Consider the following 19956-nt stretch of genomic DNA (forward strand, 5'->3'; position numbering starts at 1 on the left):
AATTCCAAGTGCGAGCCCCCATAGAAGCAATCTTCGCATGATTTTCTCCCGGCTTTTCACAGCGCGGAAGGCAACCGGCTGAGCGGCCGCGGAGCCGCATGGCTGCAGCCGGCCTCCTTCGCGGGCGATCCCGCCCAGGGATCGATGCCGTTGGGCTGATCCCTACGCAAAACTGTAGCGTATTCGGCTGCCACAGCGACTGCCGTGACAACGCAGCGACTACCGTTCCCGGCGATGCTTTGACGCTGGCGCCAGGCTTTGCCTCACTTCGCTAGGCAGCCTTGGACTGAGTTGCGGCTGCGAGCGTGTCGCGAAGGTGCTGCTCCTTCTTTTCATCGAGCGAGGTCGTCAGGACGATCCCTCCCGCATCCTTGATCGCATTGAGAACCTTGTCTGAGGTCATAGACTTGATCAGCAGGAACAGGACGGCATCTCCCGATTTCACCTTCGACGCGAGATCCTTCATGAACTGGTCTCTGATCCCGAAATCGGTCAGCGCACCGCTCAAAGCGCCTGCGCCGGCTCCGAGAGCCACGCCGAGAAGAGGATTCAGGAAGACCATCCCCAACAGCAGCCCCCAGAAGCTGCCACTGGCGGCACCTGTCATGGTGGTGTTCACAAGCTGATTGAGCTTTACAGAGTCCCCGGTTTTGACTGCGATCACGGCATCGCTGATCGTGATCAGATACTCGCCTTGAAGCTTAAGTATTTTTTGCCGAACTTCCTCTGCTTTGACTTCGGATGGGTACACGATCGCAACAAGATCTGACATTGAACACTCCCTGATGGCTCGAAGTGCTGCCCCTATTCCGCGCGTGATGCACCGCCGAAACTTAGCACAGAGCCGTAAGTCTCTTGCCGCCCAATCATGCACGCAGCTTCACAATCCCGAGATGTTTTTAGCGCTCGGCGCAATTGAGTAAGCGACATTGTCGCATGTGTCTCGAACAAGGAGTCGCGGGAAGCCTGTCTGCCGCGCTGTTCTGAGTTCGAGCCGTGCGACCGAAGGCCGTCGCTTGGTCCGCCGGATGACAAACCCTCATCCCGTGCTGACTTCAAGGCGCCGCTGCTTTAGCTTGATTGGTCCAATTGTCGGTGCACCGCGAAGAGAGCACGATGTCGACGGTGATTTCGATCCTCGGTGGAGTTGGTCTGTTCCTGCTTGGCATGAGCGTCATGACCGCCGGCCTCAAGGGACTCGCCGGATCCAAGTTGCGGACGGTCCTAAGCAAGGCAGCGGCGACCCCGCTGTCCGGTGCGCTGTGGGGCGCCATCGTGACCTTGATCGTGCAATCGTCCAGCGCAACGACCATGACCACCATCGGTCTGGTAAGCGCGGGCGTGCTGACCTTTCCGCAAGGGCTGGCCCTCGTGTTCGGCGCGAATGTCGGAACCACGGGAACCGGCTGGCTCGTTGCGCTGATCGGCGTTCGCGTCTCCCTTACGGCTGCGGCGCTCCCGATGATTTTCGTCGGCGCGCTGATCAAACTGTTGGGCGGTGGCCGTGTATCCGCCGCGGGAGCAGCCCTTGCGGGGTTCGCGCTGGTGTTGTTCGCGCTCACGACCTTGCAGCAGGGCATGGGAGGACTAGCCGAACAGTTGCACCCGGCAGACTTGCCGGCCGTTCTCGGCACCAGCTGGTGGGCGGGCTTGTACGGGGTGCTGGCGCTGGCGGTCGTCGGACTGGTGATGACCGCCGTGATGCAATCATCGACCGCGGCTATCGCGGTGACTCTCTCGGCACACTATGCGGGAGCTATCGGCCTGGACCAGGCATCCGCACTGATCATTGGGCAGAACATCGGAACGGCGACCAGTTCTGCCATGGCGGCAATCGGTGCGAGCAGCACCGCCAAGCGATTGGCCTTGGCGTACATCTTGTTCAAGCTGATTGCGGCGGCTATTGCGCTGGTGCTCTTCCCCGTGACTATTCCCCTTCTGGTCCGCGCCTCGGACAGCATCGGCGGCGTCACGCTGCTTGCAGCCTATCACACCGCCTACAACGTCATCGGCGTCCTGGTGCTGCTGCCTGTGATCAATGGCTTTACCCGGTTCGTCGAGCGCATCCTGCCCGAACGAGGCTCACCGCTGACCAGGTGCCTGGATCCAGCAGCGCTCGTGACCCCGATCGCAACCGTTGAGGCAGTGCGACGCACGGTCGCGCGCGCGCTTGAAGCGACGTGCGGATCATTGGCGACAGCACTGTCAGCAGCGAATCAAGACGCCTCCGTCCCGGCGGGACAGAACACAGTGCCAGCAGCGGAAGCTGCCTCCGCCCTGCGCCAGGCACAGGAGTTCATGTCAGAGGTAAGCGGACCGCCTGAATCGCAGGATGAGCAACGGCGGCTCACCAGCACACTGCATGCCCTCGACCACGCGTCTCGCCTCGCCGAAATCTTCGGCGAGGAAATCGAACTCGGTATGCCGCCCGGCGGCTCCCAGGACATGCACGCGGTGGAAATCTGCGTGGAGGCCATGCGTAGCGCGGCATCCCTCGCTGCCGAAGCCGCCGTCGTGCCCGACGCTTCCGATAACGCCGCGGAAATCAAGCTGAGAACTGCACCGACGCGGTCGCTCACCCCAGAAAAGGAACTCGCCTCAGCCGGGACATTGACCGAGCAGGCCCTTGCGCATCTGGAACACTGCGCGAAAGCGCTCGGCGAAGTGCGGAGAGACCACCGCAAGGCTACGCTCGCCTCTGTGGCGAGTGGAACGGCGGTCGCGGACGACGCAATCGCCCGCGTCGATGCCGTACGGCGCCTTGAAGCGCTCGCGCATCACGCCTGGCGCTCCGCCGCGCATCTTCTCGGCCGCGGTGCATAGTGCGGAACAAGAATCGAGGGGGCCCGCAACTCGCGTAGGCTACACCACGGCGCGCTGGCCGATGATGGCAAAGCGCAGCTTGCTCGAGATGAAGTCGATCGCGGCAACGGCGATCAGGATCATCAGGATCAGGAACGACACCTTCTGCCATTCCAGCACACGGATCTGCTCGGCGAGTTGCAGGCCGATGCCGCCGGCGCCGACGATGCCGATGATGGTGGCCGAACGGGTGTTCGACTCGATGAAGTAGAGCACCTGCCCGGCGATGACCGGCAGCACCTGCGGCAGCAGGCCGAAGCGGATCTCATGCAGCGCATTGCCGCCGGAGGCGCGGATGCCCTCGACCTGCTTGCGGTCCGCGGCCTCGATCGCCTCCGAGAACAGTTTTCCGAACGCGCCGAAGTCGGAGACCATGATCGCGAGCACGCCGGCGAACGGTCCTAGGCCGACGACGTTGATCCAGACCAGCGCCCAGATCAGCGTATCGACGCCACGGATCGAATCCAGGAAGCGGCGCACCGGAAAGCGGATCAAGTTGGAGGGGATGATGTTGCGCGCCGCCAGCAGGCTGACCGGGAGCGCCAGCAGCGCCGCCAGCGTGGTGCCGAGCAGCGCGATCGACAGCGTCTCGCCAAGCGCCTGCATATAGAGCGGGAACGACGCGCCGGGATTCGGCGGGATCATCAGCATGGTGATCCAGCCGAGCTGGCCGATGCCTGCAATCAGCCTCGATGGCGAGAAGTCGAGATCGACCAGACCGTAGACGAAGATGGCGAGCGCCAGCGCGATCATGGCCGGCATCGCCAGCCGCGCCGAGGCGGGACGTTCGAACACGCCGGGGTATTTCGCACGCAGCTCCGCGGTGTCCGGCTTCGGCATCTGGCTCATCGGCGGGTCTCCTTGCCGAACAGCCGGCCGCGCAGCCAGCCGGTCGAGATGTCGATGATGAAGACGGTGACGATGATGGTGACGAGGATCGCGCTGACGTCGGAATAGTAGAACTTGCGGATCGCGACCACGAGCTCCTGCCCGATGCCGCCGGCGCCGACGAAGCCCATCACCGACGCCTCGCGGACGTTGATCTCGAAGCGCAGCAGCGCGTAGCTGGCGTAGCCCGCCGAGACCTGCGGCAGGATGGCAAAGCGCATGCAGGACAGCCAACTTGCGCCGGTGGAACGGATGCCCTCAACCGGCTTCATGTCGGCATTCTCGACGATCTCGGCAAACAGCTTGCCGAGCGCCCCGGTGGTGTGGATCGCGATCGCCAGTACGCCGGCCATCGGGCCGAGGCCGAACGCGATGACGAAGATCAGCGCGAACACGATGCCGGGCACGGTGCGGGCGAATTCCAGCAGGCGGCGGACGATGAAGCGCACCCAAGGACCCGGCGCGGTATTCTGGGCGGCGAAGAAATTCAGTGCAAACGCGAACACCGCGCCGGTCAGGGTGCCGACATAGCTGATCAGGATCGTCTCGCCGAGCATCCTCAGCCATTTGTGCCAGCCCCAGAACCATTCGGCGGGGTCGGTCCAGACCCGCGCGCCCGAGTCGAGCGTGAGGATGCGGTCGAAATAGCTAACGAAGTTGCCGAAGTAGGTGAACAGCGTGCGCAGGTTCACCTCGGCGCCGAACGCGGCGACGACCAGCACGACGCAGAACACCGCGGTCGCCAGCGCGCCCCTGAGCCGCTTGCGTGCAACCGCCTTGCGGTAGGCGTCTTCCAGCACCGCCAATTGCTGGGCCGGAAGAATGGATACGGCAGTTGCCATCGTGTTGATCAGTCGGGCTGGAGGTTAAACGGAAAGAGCCGGGTCATGAAACCCGGCTCCGCGTGTCTCCGTGGCGCGATCAGCTCGCCTTCTTGCGCAGCCTGTCGACGAACTTGATCAGCTCGATCGTGCTGTCCCAATCCTTGGTCGTGGCGGGATGGAAGCCCTTCTTTTGACCGTCGGCAAGACGCTCGAACGCCGCCTTGTCCTTGGTCGGCGCGTCGAAGAAGGCCTTTGCGATCGCAGCCTTCAGGTCTTCCGGAAGGTCGGTGTTGTAGGCGTAGGGGCCGTTGATGATCGGCGACGATTTGTTGATGATACGGAAATCGTCCTTCTTCATCGCCGAACCGTCCGCGTTCTTCAGCATGCCCTTGGTCAGCATCTGCGCGAGCGTCGAATCGTCGTCGTTGGTCCACTGATTGGCCGCGATGTCGACAGTACCCTGCGCCAGCGCCAGCACGGCGTTTTCGTGGCTGCCCGTGAACACGACCTTGCCGAAATAGCCCTCCGCATCGGGGATGCCCATCTTGTCGAGCTCGAAGCGCGGCACGTTGTTGCCCGATGTCGAATTCGGGTCGACCAGGCCGAGGTTCTTGCCCTTCAGGTCCTCGACCTTCTTGTAGGGGCTCGACGCCTTCACAAAGAACACCGAGTAGTAGCCGGTCGAACCGTCCAGGTTCATGTCGTTGGCGAAGGCGTCGGTCTTGACGCCGGTCAGGCGGGCGCGGGCGAACGAGGCCGAACCGTAGCTGGCGATCTGGATGTTGCCGGCACGCTGACCTTCGATGACGGCGGCGTAGTCATTGGCAATGCGCAGCGTGACCTTCACGCCGAGTTCCTTCGACAGATACGCCACGAACGGCGTCCAGCGCTCGGTGACGCCCGAGGCGTTCTCGGCCGGCACCACCGCGAAGGTGAGCTCCGGATATTTGGCCTTCCAGTCCTGCGCGGACGCCGAACCGGCAAAGGCCAGCGCGGCAGCGCCGGCCAGAATGATGCGACGAGTGATCATGGTTACCCCTCTTTGGCTACGCCTGTTAGCCGGACGAAATGCCCGGTTGCCCAGATTTTCGGTAATGCGACGCTCAGGCCGCGGCTGCGGTGCCGAGTGCCGGAGCAGTTGCGCCGTCGGGCGCGGGCAGCGGCGCCGCGCCGATGACGTCATTGGCCTCAAGATCATAGAGCTCGCGGGCGATATGGTCGGTCAGCGCCGCGGGGGCGCCGTCGAACACCACGCGACCTGCCGCCATGCCGACCAGGCGGTCGCAATAGGTCCGCGCCAGGTCGAGCGAGTGCAAGTTGCAGAGCACCGTGATGCCGAAATGCTTGTTGATGCGCAGCAGCGCATCCATCACGATCTTGGTGTTGCGCGGATCGAGCGAGGCGATCGGCTCGTCGGCCAGAATGATGTCGGGCTCCTGCACCAGCGCGCGGGCGATCGCGACGCGCTGCTGCTGACCGCCGGAGAGCTGGTCGGCGCGCTGGGCCGCGAGCTGGGCGATGTCGAACTGCTCGAGCGCGGACAGCGCGAGCGCCCTGTCCTGCTCCGGCCAGACCTGCGCCAGCGAGCGCCAGGACGGGATCTGGGCCAGCCGGCCCATCAGCACGTTGGTCAAGACGTCGAGACGGCCGACCAGATTGAATTGCTGGAAAATCATCGCCGAACGCGCCCGCCACTGCCGCAGCGCCTTGCCGCGCAGCGCGGTCACGTCGGTGCCTTCGAACAGGATACGGCCGGAGGTCGGATCGGCGAGACGGTTGATCATCCGCAGCAACGTCGACTTGCCGGCACCGGAGCGGCCGATCACGCCGACAAAGCTGCCCGGCGCGATCGAAAACGATGCGTTGTCGACTGCGGCTTTTGTGCCGAACCGGCACGTCAAACCTTCCACCACCAGCATGTAATGCTCCAACCGCGTCGCGTTGCGCCATCGCTATCCCCGGCGTTTTACAGTTATGTGACGACCGCGCTGCGGTGCGGCGATCGTCCACACCCCGTCCTCGTCGTCCCTTGCTGTCATCACAACGTCATGATGTTGTCATCAAGCGTCAAGAAGACGAGCGCGCATCCCCCGGAAGCCCAAGATTCTTCAAGATTTGCGGAGGCCCTGATGGCCGGAAAAACACTCTCGGTTGTGCCGACTGTCGACCCGACTGCGTCGGTGCGCGAGAGCAAGTTCGGCAAATACACCGAGGTCGGCGCGCGCACGATCCTGCTTGAAGTCAGCATGGATGACTATTCCTACGTCGTGAACGACAGCCAGATCACCTACACCTCGATCGGCAAGTTCTGCTCGATCGCAGCGATGACGCGGATCAATCCCGGCAACCACCCGATGCATCGGGCGACTCAGGCGCATTTCACCTGCCGCGCCAGCGCTTATTTTCCCGGAGAGAGCGACGACACCGACTCCTTCAACTGGCGACGTGCGCATCACGTGCATATCGGCCATGACGTCTGGATCGGTCACGGCGCGATTCTGCTCGCTGGACGGAACATCGGAACCGGCGCTGTCGTCGCCGCCGGCGCAATCGTGACCAAGGATGTTCCCGCTTACACCATCGTTGCCGGTAATCCGGCGCGCCCGGTCAAGCGACGCTTTTCCGAGACAACAGCGGATCGCCTCACCGCGCTCGCGTGGTGGGACTGGGATCACGAAACACTTCGCCGCGCCCTCCCTGACTTTCGCAAGCTCGCGGTCGAGGAATTCCTCGACAAGTATGAGGCCGAGGCCGTATCCCAATCACAGGACAAGCAACGGAGCGCCGCATCGTGACGGACATTTTCATCGAAGGCGGACGCACACTGGTTGACGGTGCCTTGGTCGAGACCTCGCTGCGGACCACAGGCCGCGACATCGGCGCGCTCGACGCCGAGCAGGGCCGCGCCGCGCTCCACATCGATGCCGGCGGCCTGCTGGTGCTGCCGGGAATCATCGATCTGCACGGCGATGCGTTCGAGCGGCAGATGATGCCGCGCCCCGGCGTCGACTTCCCGACCGACGTGGCGCTGATCGATAGCGACCGGCAGGCGATCGCCAACGGCATCACCACTGTGTTCCACGGCACGACATGGTCGTGGGAGCCCGGGCTGCGCAGCGCGGAGAACGCGCGCAAGCTGCTCGATGCGATCGAGGCGCTGCGGCCGCAACTCGCCGCCGATACACGCTTCCACCTGCGCCACGAGACCCATAATCTCGAGGCCGAGGCCGAGATCATTCAGTGGCTCACCGAAGGCCGCATCGACCTGTTCGCCTTCAACGACCACAGCAACGTCAAGCCGAACAAGCGCAACCAGCTTGCCGAACGCGCCGGGCTCTCGCTCGAGGCCGTCAACGACATGCTCGATCGGATCGTGGCGCGCCGTCCCGAGGTACCCGCCTCGATCGCGCGGCTGGCCGCGGCTGCACGCGCGGCTGATATCCGCATGCTCTCGCATGACGACAACAGCCCGGCAATGCGCCAGGAGTTCCGCGCGCTGGGCGCCACGATCGCCGAATTCCCGGTCAATGTGGAGACCGCCCGCGATGCCGCGGCCGCGGGTGACTTCATCGTGTTCGGCGCGCCCAACGTGGTGCGCGGCGGCAGCCACACCGGCTGGACCAGGGCGTCCGACATGATCGCGCAGGGCCTCTGCTCGGTGCTGGCCTCGGACTACTATTATCCGGCGCAGCTGCTCGCCGCGTTCCGCCTCGCCGCCGACGGCATCCTGCCGCTTGCCAAAGCCTGGGACCTGATCTCGTCGGCGTCGGCGCGCGCGGCCGGGCTCGCCGATCGCGGCGTGCTCGCCACCGGCCGCCGCGCCGACATCATCGTCGTCGACGACAAGGCACCCTTGCGGCCGCGCATCGTTGCGGTGATAGCGGCCGGACGTCTCGTGCATCTGGCGGATGCGAGCTGCCTTGTTCATTCGCTCGCACCGCGCAAGACGGTTGCGGCGGCATAGCCCGGCTCGATGTCTCCTGCCATGGCCAACACTCCGCGCTACGCGATCTACTACGCGCCGTCACCCGACAGCGCCCTGCACCGCTTCGGTTCGGCGCTGCTCGGCTATGATGCGGTTGATGGTGACGACCTGCCGTTTCCCGATGGCGTCACGCCCGACTGGCGCGAAGTGACGGAAGATCCCCGCAAGTATGGCTTCCACGCCACGCTGAAGGCCCCAACCGCGCTCGCCGACGACAAGAGCGAGTCCGACCTTCTCGCTGCCTGCGCTGCCTTCGCCGGCGAGGCCCGACGCATTCCCGTGATCGAGCCGGTGGTCGATGCGATCAGCGGCTTCATCGCCGTGATTCCGGCGAAGCGCTCCGACGAACTCCAGCAGCTTGCCGCCGACTGCGTCACCGAATTCGACAGCTTCCGTGCACCGCTGACGCCGGAAGATCGTGCGCGACGCAAACCCGAACGTCTCACGGAACGGCAGCGCGACTATCTCGGTCGCTGGGGCTATCCCTACGTCATGGAAGAATTCCGCTTCCACATGACACTCACCGGCCGGTTGAGCGACGAGCGGCGCGGCCCGATCGTGGCACAGCTGCGCGAGCGGTTCGCGGCGATCGACCTCACGAGGCTCTCAATCGACCGCATCGCGCTATTCAAGCAAGCGGATCCAGCGTCTCGCTTCCGGATCATCGGTAGCTGGCCGCTGCGAGCCACCTAGTTCGGTTTCGCGAGCTCAGCCAGCAGCCACTTCTTGAAGGTCTGCAGCGCGCGATTGCGCTGCGCGCCGGGCGGATGCACCAGCCAATAGCTGCCGGTGACGTGGCCGACCGGCAGGAGCTGGCGGATCGTGCCGCGCCGCTCGCTTTCGGCGATGAAGGGTTCAAGCGCGAGCGCAACACCCGCGCCGCGTTCGGCAGCTTGCAACGCGGCCACGAAGCTGTCGACCGAGATCGCGCGCGTTGCGGGTGGCGCCGGCTCGCCGGCATGCTTGAACCAGAGCGGCCAGGCTGCCGGGAATGTCGTGACATCGATCAGCACGGCGCGGCCGAGGTCTGCCGCCGTGCGCAGCTTCAACCGCCGCGCCAGTGCCGGCGCACCGACCGGAACGGTCCTCACCTCCATCAGCCGATGCGCGACGACGCCTTCGGGCTTGTCGGGCCCGAAGCTGATGCCGGCATCGAATGTCTCGGTGTCGAAATCGACATTGCGGTTCGAGGTCTCGATCGCGAGATCGAGCTCGGTATGCCGGGTGAGGAACGCGGACAGCCGTGGGATCAGCCAGGCCGAGGCGAATTGCGGCAACACCTTGAGCCGCAGCCGGCGTTGGCCGGCCGCCTCGACCGCCGATTCCGCCTGCGCCAACAATGCAAAGGCGCGGCCTGTCGCGGCGGCCAGCTTCTCGCCGGCATGGGTCGGCCGGACCACGCGATGAGCGCGGTGAAACAGCGCGACGCCAAGATGGACTTCGAGATTGCGGATGCGATGGCTGACGGCCGAGGCACTGACGTTCAGCACGCCGGCGGCCTCCTTGAAGCTGCCGAGCCTGACCGCGACATCGAATGCCTGCAGTGCCAGCAGATGCGCCGGCCCGAGGCTCGCTGCGGCGAGGTCATCCCTCCCCTGCGACGGCGACCGGCGCGCCGACCTTGCGTTGCTCTTGCTCATGGTCCGATCCTAACGGTCGGCACCCGTCGGTGTCGTCCGGAAAATTACTTCGGATGAGTGTCATTCATCTGAACCAAGCTCCTTTCGCTTGTCCTGTGCCCGGCAATGCGAAATTCTGTCCACCGAAACAGACTGGGCGGCAAGCCCGGCCAATCGAACGGGAGAACGGCGATGACGACACAGCTCGCGGACGAGGCCTCGATCGTTGATCGCATCCTCAGGCATATCGACGCGAAGTCGACCGATCTCAGCGACGGCGTCTGGCACGAGCCCGTCGCGCATTATCTGTCGCAGGATCGCTTCGCAGCCGAGATCGACCATGTGTTCCGCCGCACGCTGACGCCGTTCTGCCCATCCGCCGCGCTCGCCGAAATCGGCGCCTATGTCGCACGCGACGCGGCGCTGACGCCTATTGTCGCGATCCGCGGCGCGGACGGCGTCGCGCGCGCCTTCCGCAACGCCTGCCGGCATCGCGGAGTGCAGCTGGTCGACGGCGCCGGTTGCAAGAAGGCGCTGACCTGCCGCTATCACGGCTGGACCTACGGCCTCGATGGCCGGTTGCGCGGCGTCCCCGACGAATACGGCTTTCCCGGGCTCGACAAGAGCACGCACGGCCTTGTGCCGGTCACCTGCATCGAACGCGATGGCCTGGTGTTGGTCGCGCAGGACGAACCCGCCGCAACCGGAGACACGAGCGGCATGCCGGCGTTGTTCGGCGACGACTGGAAGCTCTACTCGATCGCCACGCAGGAGGTCGAGGCCAATTGGAAGATCGTCGCCGAAGGCTTTCTCGAAGGCTATCACATCCGGTCGACGCATCAGGATACGTTCTATCCGCTGCAATACGACAATCTCAACGTGATCGAAGCCTTCGGCCGCAACAGCCGGATCAGCTTCCCCTATCGGCGCATCGAGAAGCTGCGCAACGTGCCGCCGCACGAACGCAGGACTGCCGGCATGCTGACGCATGTCTATCACCTGTTTCCGAATGTGATGCTGTCGACCTTCCCGACCTACCGGTTGATGACGGTGCTCGAGCCGCTCGCCGCGGACCGCACCCGGCTCGTCACCTACACGCTGTCGAACCAGATCGCCGCCGAGGACGGCCGCACCGCGGTCGCCCAGGGACGCGACTTCGTCACCGCGGGCGCGGCCGAAGACCGCGAGATGGCCTGCGCCGCGCAGCGTGGGCTCGCAACGCGGGCGAACGATCACTTCACCTTCGGCCTGTTCGAAGGCGCGATCAGGCATTTTCACCGGAACCTGGCTGAGATCATCGACGGCCGCACCGGCGCACGCTGATCCAATCCAACATTGCTAGCGAGGACCGACCATGCTGGACCATCCGACCGTCAAATACCGAACCGAGCAGGCGATCGCGATCGTGACGATCGATCGCTATGACGAGGCGCGCAACGCGGTCAATCCGGAGACCGCGCAGGGCTTGGCCCAGGCGTTCCGCGCGTTCGATCGCGATCCGTCGCTGTCGGTCGCGATCCTGACCGGCGCGGGCGGCGCGTTCTGCGCCGGCTTCGACCTCAAGCGCACCGCGGCCGGCCATCGCGGCCACCGCGTCGAGAACGGCGACGGCCCGATGGGCCCGACACGGATGAAGCTGTCGAAGCCGGTGATCGCCGCGGTCGAGGGACCGGCCGTGGCAGGCGGGCTCGAGCTCGCAATCTGGTGCGATCTAAGGGTCGCGGCGACCGATGCCATTTTCGGCGTCTATTGCCGGCGCTTCGGCGTGCCGTTGATGGATCTCGGCACCGTGCGCCTGCCGCGGCTGATCGGACATAGCCGCGCGATGGACATGATCCTCACCGGACGCGGCGTCTCCGGCGAGGAGGCCGGGCGGATCGGGCTCGCCAACCGCGTGGTCGCGCCTGGCACAGCGCTCACCGAGGCGCGCAGCCTCGCCCATGAACTTTGCCGGTTGCCGCAGGCGGCGTTGCGCAGCGACCGGCTCTCCGCCATCGAGCAATGGGAGCTCGGCTGGGACCAGGCCACATTGAACGAGTTTCGCCTCGGACTTGCGACGGTCGCGACCGGCGAGACCGAGGCCGGCGCCCGCCGCTTCGCAGGCGGCAAGGGCCGGCACGGCGATTTCGCCGACATCGTCTGAGCAGCGCGCCGCTACTCGTCCACCCGGGTGCGGGCGATGATCTCGGCGGCGCCCTTCGCGAGCAGCTCCATCCCGACGGCGCGGCCGAGCTCACTCGGCCGATCGGCGGGCCCGCTCCGCGTCACCTCGATGAAGCCGGCTCCGGCCTCATCCAGCACCGAGGCGCGCAGCGTCATCTCGGCTCCCGCGAGCGTGGCATGGCCGGCGATCGGCGAGTTGCAATGGCCGTTAAGCACCCAGAGCACCTCGCGCTCGGCCTCGGCGGCCAGCCGCGACGGCGCGTTGTCGATCGCGGCAAGCCGCGCCCGCGTCGCCCAATCGGTCTCGACGCATTCGACCGCGACGATGCCCTGGCCCACCGCCGGCAGCATTTCGTTGACGGAGAAATCATGCGCGATGCGCGCGGTCATGCCGATGCGCTCGAGGCCGGAGCGCGCCATGACAAGTGCATCCGCCGGCCCCACCTCGCCGCCATCAGGCAGCCGCTGCTTGTCGCCGCGATCGAGTTTTGCGACGCGCGTGTCGGCAGCGCCGCGATAATGGATCACGGTCGCCTCGGGAAATAGCCGGCGGAGATAGGCGGCGCGGCGCACCGCGTTGGTGCCGATCATGAAGCCCTTGCCGCGTGCGGCGCGCAGCGTCTCCAGCGACAGGCCGGGCCGCAGCACGAGGCTGTCATTGGCGGCGTCGCGCGCCAGCATCGCCGCAAGGACGAGACCCGGCGTCTCCTCATTGCCCGGCACATCCTTCAGCGAATGCATCGCGGCCTGCAACGTGCCGGCACGCATGGCCTCGCGGATCTCGGCGACGAAGGCGCCGCCCTTGCCGCCGTGGCGCAGCAGCTTGCTGGTCTGGTCCTGGTCGCCGCGGGTCTCGAACTTGACGATCTCGACGGCAAGGTCGCCCGCCGAGGCACGCAGCAGCCGCGCGACCTCGTCCGTCTGCGCGAGCGCCATCGCGCTCTTGCGCGTCCCTATCCGCAAAACCTGTCCCGACACGAAAGCTCCGCTGCGTGATCATCAACGGCTGGGGATTAGAACAAAAGGCCAGTCAAAACAATGGTTTTTGCCCCTGCCGCGCCAGGCTCAGGCGACCTCCTCGACCAGCGCCACGCCGGCGTCGCGCATCGCGGCGGTGGCGGCAGCGAGCGAACCGCCGAGGTCGATGGCACGGCAGCCCGGCAGCACGACCGTGGTCTCGAACCCCAGCCGCCGCGCATCGAGCGCCGAATATTGCACGCAGAAATCCGTCGCGAGCCCGGCCATCACGACGCGCTTGAGGCCGCGCTCGCGCAGATAGCCGGCGAGCCCGGTCGGCGTTATCAGGTCGTTCTCGAAGAACGCCGAATAGGAATCGATCGCGGCGCGGAAGCCCTTGCGGATCACGAGTTCGGCCCGGTCGGTCGCGAGACCGGGATGAAACGCGGCGCCCGATGTGCCCTGGATGCAATGATCCGGCCACAGCGTCTGCGGCCCATAGGGCATGGTGATCGAGGAGAATGGTGCTGCACCGGGATGCGAGGTCGCAAACGAGCTGTGGCCCGCCGGATGCCAGTCCTGGGTCAGCACGACATGGTCGAAGCGCGCGGCGAGCTGGTTGACCACGGGCACGACGGCATCGCCGTCGGCAACCGCCAGCGCGCCGCCGGGGCAGAAATCGTTCTGCACGTCGATGATCAGGAACAGATCGTCGGGCGCAATCTTCATCAGGTGCCTATCCGCAACGATGCGCGCAGCTTGCGCAGGCAGGCGATCACCGACAGCGCGGTGATGCGGCCGGTCTTGGGGTTTTCCGAGGGGATGTTCTCGATAATCATCGAGAACCGCGCGGAGTCGGAATCGACCTCGATGCGATGGGTGTTGCGCGTCACCGTTGGATCCGCCCAGATCTCGACCCTCGTGCGGTCGGGGCCGATGCCGGCGAGCGACAGCGCCACCGCGACGTTGATGTTGGCCGGGAAGCCCTTGACGGCGTCGCGCGCGCTGCCTTCGAAGATGCGCAGCGGCTCGGTGATGCCTTCGATCCGGATGTTGTTCTCGACCAGATGCGGCGCGCCGACGAGACCCGCGACCGGCTTCCGTGTCACCAGCTTCGCCGAGTGAATGGTCCCGATCGCCGCCGCGGTCACGGCATCGAGCCCGATCAGCGCGCCGGTCGGCACGATGATCTGGCCGCCATGAGCCTTCGCGAGTTCGACGAGGTCCTCGTTCTGCAACAGCGCGCCGACACTGAGCACCACGGCAGTCTTGCCGCGCTCGACCACCGGCGCCACGATCGAGCGGACCATCTTGCTCGGCGCGCACTCGACCACGATGTCAGCGACCTCGGCCAGCTCATCGATCGGCACCAGCTTCGGCGCAGACTTGAGCTCCGCGACCCAGCTGCGGTGCTTGTCTGGATTGTTCGCCGAGACGGCAACCAGCGTCAGGCCCTCGATGCCCTGATCGAGCGCCTTGACGACATCAGTGCCGATCGCGCCGAGACCGGCGACCGCTACCCGCAACTTTGTCTTGTTGTCAGCCATCATTTCCCGCCGGCGAGCATCTTGACCAGGCGATAGAGATACTCCTCGCCTTCGTAGAAGGATTTTACGAGCACGCGCTCGTCCTTGCCATGGTTCCGGTTGTCATCGACATCGGAGCCCAGCCCGGAATGACCATAGGTCGGAATTCCCGCATTGCGCAGGTAGCTGCCGTCGGTGGCGCCGGTGCTCATCACAGGAACGATCGCGGCATCCGGCCAGAACTCCTTCGACAGCTTCTCGATCGACCCCATGATCTCTTCGTTCAGCGGCGATGGCGGGCTCAGCACGGCCTTGCCGGTCGGCGTCACCGCAATCTGCTTGTCGGCAAGCACGCGCTCGATCGTCGCCTGAACGCCTTCGACCGGCTCGCCGGGCAGGATCCGGCAGTTCACCTTGGCGGTTGCCAGCTGCGGCAGCGCGTTGATGGCGTGGCCGCCTTCCAGCATGGTCGCCACGCAGGTGGTGCGGAGCTGCGCGTTGTAACCGGGATTCTCCGACAGTCGCGCCAGCGCTGCCGGGTCGGGCTGCGGCGCCAGGATTGCCTTGATATCGTCGGCATGCGGCTTGTCGACCTCGGCGGTCTTCGTGAAATAGATCCGCGTCGTCTCGTTGAGATTCATCGGGAAGTCGTATTTGGAGAGCCGCACCAGGCCCTCCGCGAGGCGATAGATCGCATTGTCCTTGCGCGGCAGCGACGAGTGCCCGCCGCTATCCTTGACGGTGAGCTGATAGCCGATCGAGACCTTCTCGCTGGTCTGCACGCTGTTGCGGATCGCCTTGCCATTCTTGAGGCCGACGCCGCCGCCTTCGTTGAGCGCGAACTCGGCGTCGATCAGGTCGCGGTGGTTCTTGATCAGCCACTGCATGCCGAGACCGTTGGCATCGAGGATCTCCTCGTCGGTCTCGAGGGCGACGATGATGTCGCGGTCGGGCTTGTAGCCCTCCTTCTTGTAGCGGATCAGGTTGGTGATGAAGGCGGAGGCCATGTATTTGTCGTCGCTCGAGCCGCGGCCGTAGAAATAGCCGTCCTGCTCGGTGAGCTTGAACGGATCGACCGACCAGTCCTCGCGAAGCGCAGGAACGACGTCGATATGAGCGACCAGGAGGATCGGCTTGCGCGCGCCGGAGCCGTGCAGCCGCGCCACCAGATTGCCCTTGCGCGGCGCCGGCGAGAACACGTGCACGTCGCCCTCGGGGAAGCCGGCGGCGCGGAGCCGCGCGCCCATCGCCTCGGCCGCCTTCTGGGTGTCGCCGGTCGCGGTGGTGGTGTTGATCTCGACCAACTCCTGGTAGATGCCGCGGGCAAATTGCTGCTGCTCGGTCAGTCCCTGCGCGCCGGCGCCGGACGCGAGCAGCACCGGGGCGAACGCTGTCGCGAGCTGCAGCGATCGAACCATGTTTCGGGCCTTGTGCGACATCGTGCTCTCCCAGAATTCCATCACCTGATCGGAGATGAATTCAGACAGGCGACACGCGCTTTGGCAAGACGGCGAGCCCTTCAATTTCCGCGCGCATGCTCCGCGCTTTCGTGCACGCTATTTGGAGTCCTTATTTCGTGTCCTTATTTGGCTTCCTTGACCGCGATCACCTCGATCTCGACCAGGAAGCCGGGATTGGCGAGTGCGGCGACGCCTGCCACCGAGCGCGCCGGCAGGTTCGGCTGGCTGCCGCCGAAGAACTGGGTGTAGCCCTCCATGAAAGCCTTGAAGTCCATCGGCGCGGACGCGTTGTGGACCAGGAACACCTGCATCTTGACGACATCGCCCATGCCAAGCCCCTGGCCTTCCAGGATGGCCTTGATGCGGTTGAGCACACCGACGGTCTGGGTCTTGGTGTCGCCATAGGCCTGCGGGCTGGACGCATCGGCATCCTTGTTGACGACCGGCGGCACCTGGCCGCTGACATAGACCGTCGTGGTGTTGCCGGTGACGGTCACGGCCTGCGCGATCGGGAATGTCGAGTTGGGTATCGGATGCCTGACCACGTCAGCGGAGGCCGTGGTCGCCATCGCCGACAGCGCGGCGCCCAACACAATACCGATGAATTTCATCAAACTCTCCCCGAATGACTCTTGTTTTGACGCGTTTTCTTCACGCGAACCGGTGCCCACTTCGCTTGAAAACGCTTCTCGTTGTCAGCGGCGGGCGTCCTGAACATCCTTGGTCGTCACCGCGTCCTGATAATTGTTGCCGAAGTGCGTGCGCAGATAATTCACAACGGCGGCCACCTGACCATCGGTCATCATGTCGCCGAACGCCGGCATGCCGCGGCGGCCGTTGATGACGAGATAGATCGGATAGCTGCCGGATTCGAGATTCTTGTTGCCGGCAAGCGAGGGATAGGTGCCGGCGCCGCTCGCCCCTGTCGCATCCGGCATGTGGCAGCCCTGGCAGACATTGCCGAACAGCTCTTCGCCGGTCATCTCCACGAAACGGTAGCCCGAAGAGAACGTGCGCTTGCCCGCCCCGCTGTCCTGACCAGACGCCGCGGTCGCCGACAGCAGCAGCAGCAGCGCCGCGACAACGGATGTTCCTGTCTGCTTCATCACGTCTTCACCACGCGTTCGTGCATTCGGGTAATGGCGTCGAGCGCGGACAGGATCGCGCCCTCCTGCCAGGCCGGCAGCTGCGAAGCGTGCTCGCCCGCCAGCGCGATGCGGCCGTCGATCTGGCAGAGATTGCGGTAATGCTGCGCCCGCCCGGCTTCGGTCCATTCCCCGGCGCAGCCGAGCGTGAACGGCACCCGATGCCACGCCACCGCGACGCCGTTCTCGAACTCGCTCTTGTACTGCGGATGGATCTTGGCGCCGAATTCGACCGCGCTGGCGACCCGCTCGGCCGGCGTCATCGCCGTGAACTCGAACGAATTGGCGCCCTCATACAGATAGGCGCCAAGCAGCACGCCGCGGCCGCCGCGGTTGAAGCCATAGTTCGGATAGCCGATATTCCGGATCGGCAGGTCGGTGTAGCTGATGCCGCCGTAGATCGCCTCATCCTCCTCCCAGAACCGCCGCTTGAACTGCAGCCCGACCTTCACCGAGGCGGCGTAGGGCAAGGAATCGATCGCATTCTTCATCGGCCCGCTGACATCCAGAGGCAGCTGGCTCAGGATCGGCAGCGGGATGGTGCAGATGCACCAGTCGGCGGTCGCCTGCTGCACCGCGGAGGGACTGGCGGTGTCGACATAGCTCACGGTGACGCCCGAGCCGTTCTGCTGGATCTGCGTGACCTTGGCGTTGTAGCGGATGAGATCGCCGACCTCGCGCGCGAACGCCTTGCCGATCATATCCATGCCGCCGACCGGCTGGAACATGGAGGGCTGGAAATCATAGTGCGCAAAGCTTTGGACGTAGCGCCACATCCGCGAGCGCAGCAGCTCCTGGAGCGAGATCGGATCGCTGGGCAGCGGATCGCCCATCAAGCCGCCGCCGGGATCGCGCGCATATCCGCGGACGTCGGCGGAGCGCAGATTGGCATTGTACTTGTAGTCGCGATCCAGCGCGCCCCAGTCGCGCAGTGCCTGCAGCAGGATCTCCTGATCCTCCTTGCTGACGAACTCGTCGAGCCTGCCCTGCTGGCTGACCTTCGCCAGCAGCTCAGCCACCCCGCCCTGGAAATCCGCCTTGATGCTGCGAAACCGTTGCGGCTTGCCGTCGAATGCACGCGTCGCGTGCAGATAGGCGTTGTGGTTGAGCTGGATGAAGGGTTCCAGCGTCACGTTGAGCCGCCGGCAGCAATCGAGCAGCGCGCGATGATGATAGGGAATCCGCCACGGGCCGGGATTGAGATAGAGCCCCTGCTCGAACTGGCAGGTCTGCTTGAAGCCGCCGAGCTCGGTAAAGCTGTCGCCGCCGCGGATCGACCAGTTGCGGCCGCCGGCGCGATTGTTGAATTCGAGGATCTGAACCTTGTAGCCGGCCTTGCGCAGTTCCAGCGCCGCCGTCATGCCGGCGAGCCCGGCGCCGAGAATCAGCACCGAAGCGCCCTTCACGTCGCCCGTGAGCTTGAGCGGCCCCTTATAGGCGGACTCGGATGCGAAGCCGAGGCTCGTCATCGCGTGATACATCGCCGAACTGCCGGCGATAGTCCCGATCAGCGCCAGCAAATCCCGCCGCCTGATCACAGATTCGTTCTGCACCCGCGTTCACCCAGCCACCGACGTCGATGTCGAAGGGAAACGGTTGACGCGACCCGTGTCAAGAAAGGGCACACGCTTCCACATGCAGCCACACGCGCTTTTGATGCGTCACGCAACCGATACATCACACCACGCGCTCGCGATGCACCCGCCGGCAATCCATTTCGAAGTCGAGCCCAACCACCGGCGGCCGATCGAAATGCCAGGTCAGCCCGTTGCGCAGCACGCCGCGGCGGCCGAGCTCGCTTTCGAGCACCGGATAGGCGTCGTGGACGGTGTAGAGCTGCACCGCGGTGGTGTCCGTCCAGGCGCTGCCGAACGCGCTCATCCGGCGTTCCATCTCGGCAAGGACAAATTTGGCCTTCGCCAGAATGCCGGCCGGGCTGGTATCGCCGGGCGCGACGGTATGATCGCGATAATTGGCCTTGCCTTCGACCGACTCGCCGCTGCCGGCCACGACGAAGCTCGACGGCGCGTCCTTCGCAACCGGCACCGTGTAGCAGAAGGCGTGGAAGCTCGGCTCGGCGGGCGGATCGAGTTTTGGACAGACATTGCTGCGCGCCACCGGATTGATGCCGTCACGCATCACGACCCAGGCGATCAGCGTCTTGATATAGATCTCGTTGAAAGCCCTGAACCCGTCCTCGGTGAAGGGTGCCGGCGAGCGCAGTTCGCAGGCGGCGAACGCCGTCAGCGGACGGCCGGCGGCTTTGAGGATATCGGCGATCCGCTCAAAACCCGCACTCAAGGGGACCGGTTCGGCGAACCTGACCCGCTCGATGGCAAAACCGGGCAGCGCACTGATGCCGCAGGAATACTGACTGACGCCGGGCATGAAACGGTAGCCGCCGTCGGAAGCCTCAATGGTGCTGGTCATGGTGCCTCTGGTATGGATGCGGTCGTCACGCCGACGTCATTTCGCGATGCAGGATACACACGAACCGCTCGATTTCATCACGGCTGTCGTCCTGGCG

General features: G+C 65.1%; 20 protein-coding genes. 6 read left to right on the forward strand and 14 right to left on the reverse strand.

What is annotated here, in order from left to right:
• Positions 1 to 271 precede the first annotated feature (271 nt).
• Positions 272 to 772, reverse strand: a complete 501-nt coding sequence (locus AKN84_RS24260; protein ID WP_050423109.1) for a DUF1269 domain-containing protein — start codon at positions 770 to 772, stop codon at positions 272 to 274.
• Between the two features lie 344 nt (positions 773 to 1116).
• On the opposite strand from AKN84_RS24260, the gene AKN84_RS24265 reads away from it, so the two are divergent.
• Positions 1117 to 2823, forward strand: a complete 1707-nt coding sequence (locus AKN84_RS24265; RefSeq protein WP_050423132.1) for a Na/Pi cotransporter family protein — start codon at positions 1117 to 1119, stop codon at positions 2821 to 2823.
• A 39-nt stretch (positions 2824 to 2862) separates the two neighbouring features.
• On the opposite strand, the gene phnE (AKN84_RS24270) is transcribed toward AKN84_RS24265, so the two are convergent.
• The 4 genes from phnE (AKN84_RS24270) to phnC form a co-directional block, all read right to left on the reverse strand.
• Positions 2863 to 3711: a phosphonate ABC transporter, permease protein PhnE gene (phnE, locus tag AKN84_RS24270; protein WP_050423110.1), complete on the reverse strand. Its 849-nt coding sequence runs from the start codon at positions 3709 to 3711 to the stop codon at positions 2863 to 2865.
• Positions 3708 to 4592 carry a phosphonate ABC transporter, permease protein PhnE gene (gene phnE / locus AKN84_RS24275; protein ID WP_050423111.1) on the reverse strand — a complete coding sequence of 295 codons (885 nt, stop codon included), beginning with the start codon at positions 4590 to 4592 and terminating at the stop codon, positions 3708 to 3710. The genes phnE (AKN84_RS24270) and phnE (AKN84_RS24275) overlap by 4 nt, the downstream gene beginning before the upstream one ends.
• Positions 4593 to 4671: 79 nt before the next feature.
• Positions 4672 to 5604 carry a phosphonate ABC transporter substrate-binding protein gene (phnD, locus tag AKN84_RS24280; protein WP_050423112.1) on the reverse strand — a complete coding sequence of 311 codons (933 nt, stop codon included), beginning with the start codon at positions 5602 to 5604 and terminating at the stop codon, positions 4672 to 4674.
• 73 nt (positions 5605 to 5677) lie between these two features.
• Positions 5678 to 6493 carry a phosphonate ABC transporter ATP-binding protein gene (phnC, locus tag AKN84_RS24285; protein WP_050423113.1) on the reverse strand — a complete coding sequence of 272 codons (816 nt, stop codon included), beginning with the start codon at positions 6491 to 6493 and terminating at the stop codon, positions 5678 to 5680.
• 210 nt (positions 6494 to 6703) lie between these two features.
• On the opposite strand from phnC, the gene AKN84_RS24290 reads away from it, so the two are divergent.
• From AKN84_RS24290 to AKN84_RS24300, 3 genes are read left to right on the forward strand one after another with little or no spacing between them, the layout of a single operon-like run.
• Positions 6704 to 7369: an LbetaH domain-containing protein gene (locus AKN84_RS24290; protein ID WP_050423114.1), complete on the forward strand. Its 666-nt coding sequence runs from the start codon at positions 6704 to 6706 to the stop codon at positions 7367 to 7369.
• Positions 7366 to 8538, forward strand: coding sequence for an alpha-D-ribose 1-methylphosphonate 5-triphosphate diphosphatase (locus AKN84_RS24295; RefSeq protein WP_050423115.1), 1173 nt, complete (start codon positions 7366 to 7368; stop codon positions 8536 to 8538). The genes AKN84_RS24290 and AKN84_RS24295 overlap by 4 nt, the downstream gene beginning before the upstream one ends.
• Positions 8539 to 8559: 21 nt before the next feature.
• Positions 8560 to 9252 carry a DUF1045 domain-containing protein gene (locus AKN84_RS24300; protein WP_050423116.1) on the forward strand — a complete coding sequence of 231 codons (693 nt, stop codon included), beginning with the start codon at positions 8560 to 8562 and terminating at the stop codon, positions 9250 to 9252.
• On the opposite strand, the gene AKN84_RS24305 is transcribed toward AKN84_RS24300, so the two are convergent.
• The gene (locus AKN84_RS24305; protein ID WP_244485463.1) at positions 9249 to 10199 is read right to left on the reverse strand and encodes a LysR substrate-binding domain-containing protein; all 951 of its coding nucleotides are present in this window, start codon (positions 10197 to 10199) and stop codon (positions 9249 to 9251) included. The two genes, AKN84_RS24300 and AKN84_RS24305, sit on opposite strands and share 4 nt — an antisense overlap.
• A gap of 171 nt (positions 10200 to 10370) precedes the next feature.
• Here AKN84_RS24305 and AKN84_RS24310 point away from each other — a divergent pair, with 171 nt between their 5' ends.
• Positions 10371 to 11501, forward strand: a complete 1131-nt coding sequence (locus AKN84_RS24310) for an aromatic ring-hydroxylating oxygenase subunit alpha (RefSeq protein WP_167351869.1) — start codon at positions 10371 to 10373, stop codon at positions 11499 to 11501.
• Between the two features lie 31 nt (positions 11502 to 11532).
• On the forward strand, positions 11533 to 12321 hold the full coding sequence (locus AKN84_RS24315) for a crotonase/enoyl-CoA hydratase family protein (RefSeq protein WP_050423117.1): 789 nt from the start codon (positions 11533 to 11535) through the stop codon (positions 12319 to 12321).
• Between the two features lie 11 nt (positions 12322 to 12332).
• On the opposite strand, the gene hemC is transcribed toward AKN84_RS24315, so the two are convergent.
• From hemC to cnbZ, 8 genes are all read right to left on the reverse strand, one after another.
• A complete protein-coding gene (gene hemC, locus AKN84_RS24320) occupies positions 12333 to 13304 on the reverse strand; it encodes a hydroxymethylbilane synthase (protein WP_128971117.1) in 972 nt (323 codons plus the stop codon).
• Between the two features lie 102 nt (positions 13305 to 13406).
• Entirely contained in the window at positions 13407 to 14027 is a 621-nt protein-coding gene (gene pncA / locus AKN84_RS24325; protein ID WP_050423119.1) for a bifunctional nicotinamidase/pyrazinamidase, read from the reverse strand.
• Positions 14027 to 14845, reverse strand: a complete 819-nt coding sequence (locus AKN84_RS24330) for an aspartate dehydrogenase (RefSeq protein WP_050423120.1) — start codon at positions 14843 to 14845, stop codon at positions 14027 to 14029. The genes pncA and AKN84_RS24330 overlap by 1 nt, the downstream gene beginning before the upstream one ends.
• Positions 14845 to 16263, reverse strand: a complete 1419-nt coding sequence (locus AKN84_RS24335; RefSeq protein ID WP_128971115.1) for a M20/M25/M40 family metallo-hydrolase — start codon at positions 16261 to 16263, stop codon at positions 14845 to 14847. The genes AKN84_RS24330 and AKN84_RS24335 overlap by 1 nt, the downstream gene beginning before the upstream one ends.
• 143 nt (positions 16264 to 16406) lie before the next feature.
• Positions 16407 to 16895 (reverse strand): Rid family hydrolase, encoded by a 489-nt coding sequence (locus AKN84_RS24340; RefSeq protein WP_050423122.1) that lies wholly within the window; start codon positions 16893 to 16895, stop codon positions 16407 to 16409.
• Positions 16896 to 16979: 84 nt separating this feature from the next.
• Entirely contained in the window at positions 16980 to 17390 is a 411-nt protein-coding gene (locus AKN84_RS24345; RefSeq protein WP_050423123.1) for a c-type cytochrome, read from the reverse strand.
• Positions 17390 to 18982 (reverse strand): NAD(P)/FAD-dependent oxidoreductase, encoded by a 1593-nt coding sequence (locus tag AKN84_RS24350; protein WP_050423124.1) that lies wholly within the window; start codon positions 18980 to 18982, stop codon positions 17390 to 17392. Before AKN84_RS24350 ends, AKN84_RS24345 begins: the two co-directional genes overlap by 1 nt.
• Positions 18983 to 19106: 124 nt before the next feature.
• Positions 19107 to 19859: a 2-amino-5-chloromuconate deaminase CnbZ gene (cnbZ, locus tag AKN84_RS24355; protein WP_050423125.1), complete on the reverse strand. Its 753-nt coding sequence runs from the start codon at positions 19857 to 19859 to the stop codon at positions 19107 to 19109.
• Between the last annotated feature and the right edge of the window lie 97 nt (positions 19860 to 19956).

Source organism: Bradyrhizobium tropiciagri (genome assembly GCF_001189845.1).
In the GTDB taxonomy this organism is placed as follows: domain Bacteria; phylum Pseudomonadota; class Alphaproteobacteria; order Rhizobiales; family Xanthobacteraceae; genus Bradyrhizobium; species Bradyrhizobium tropiciagri.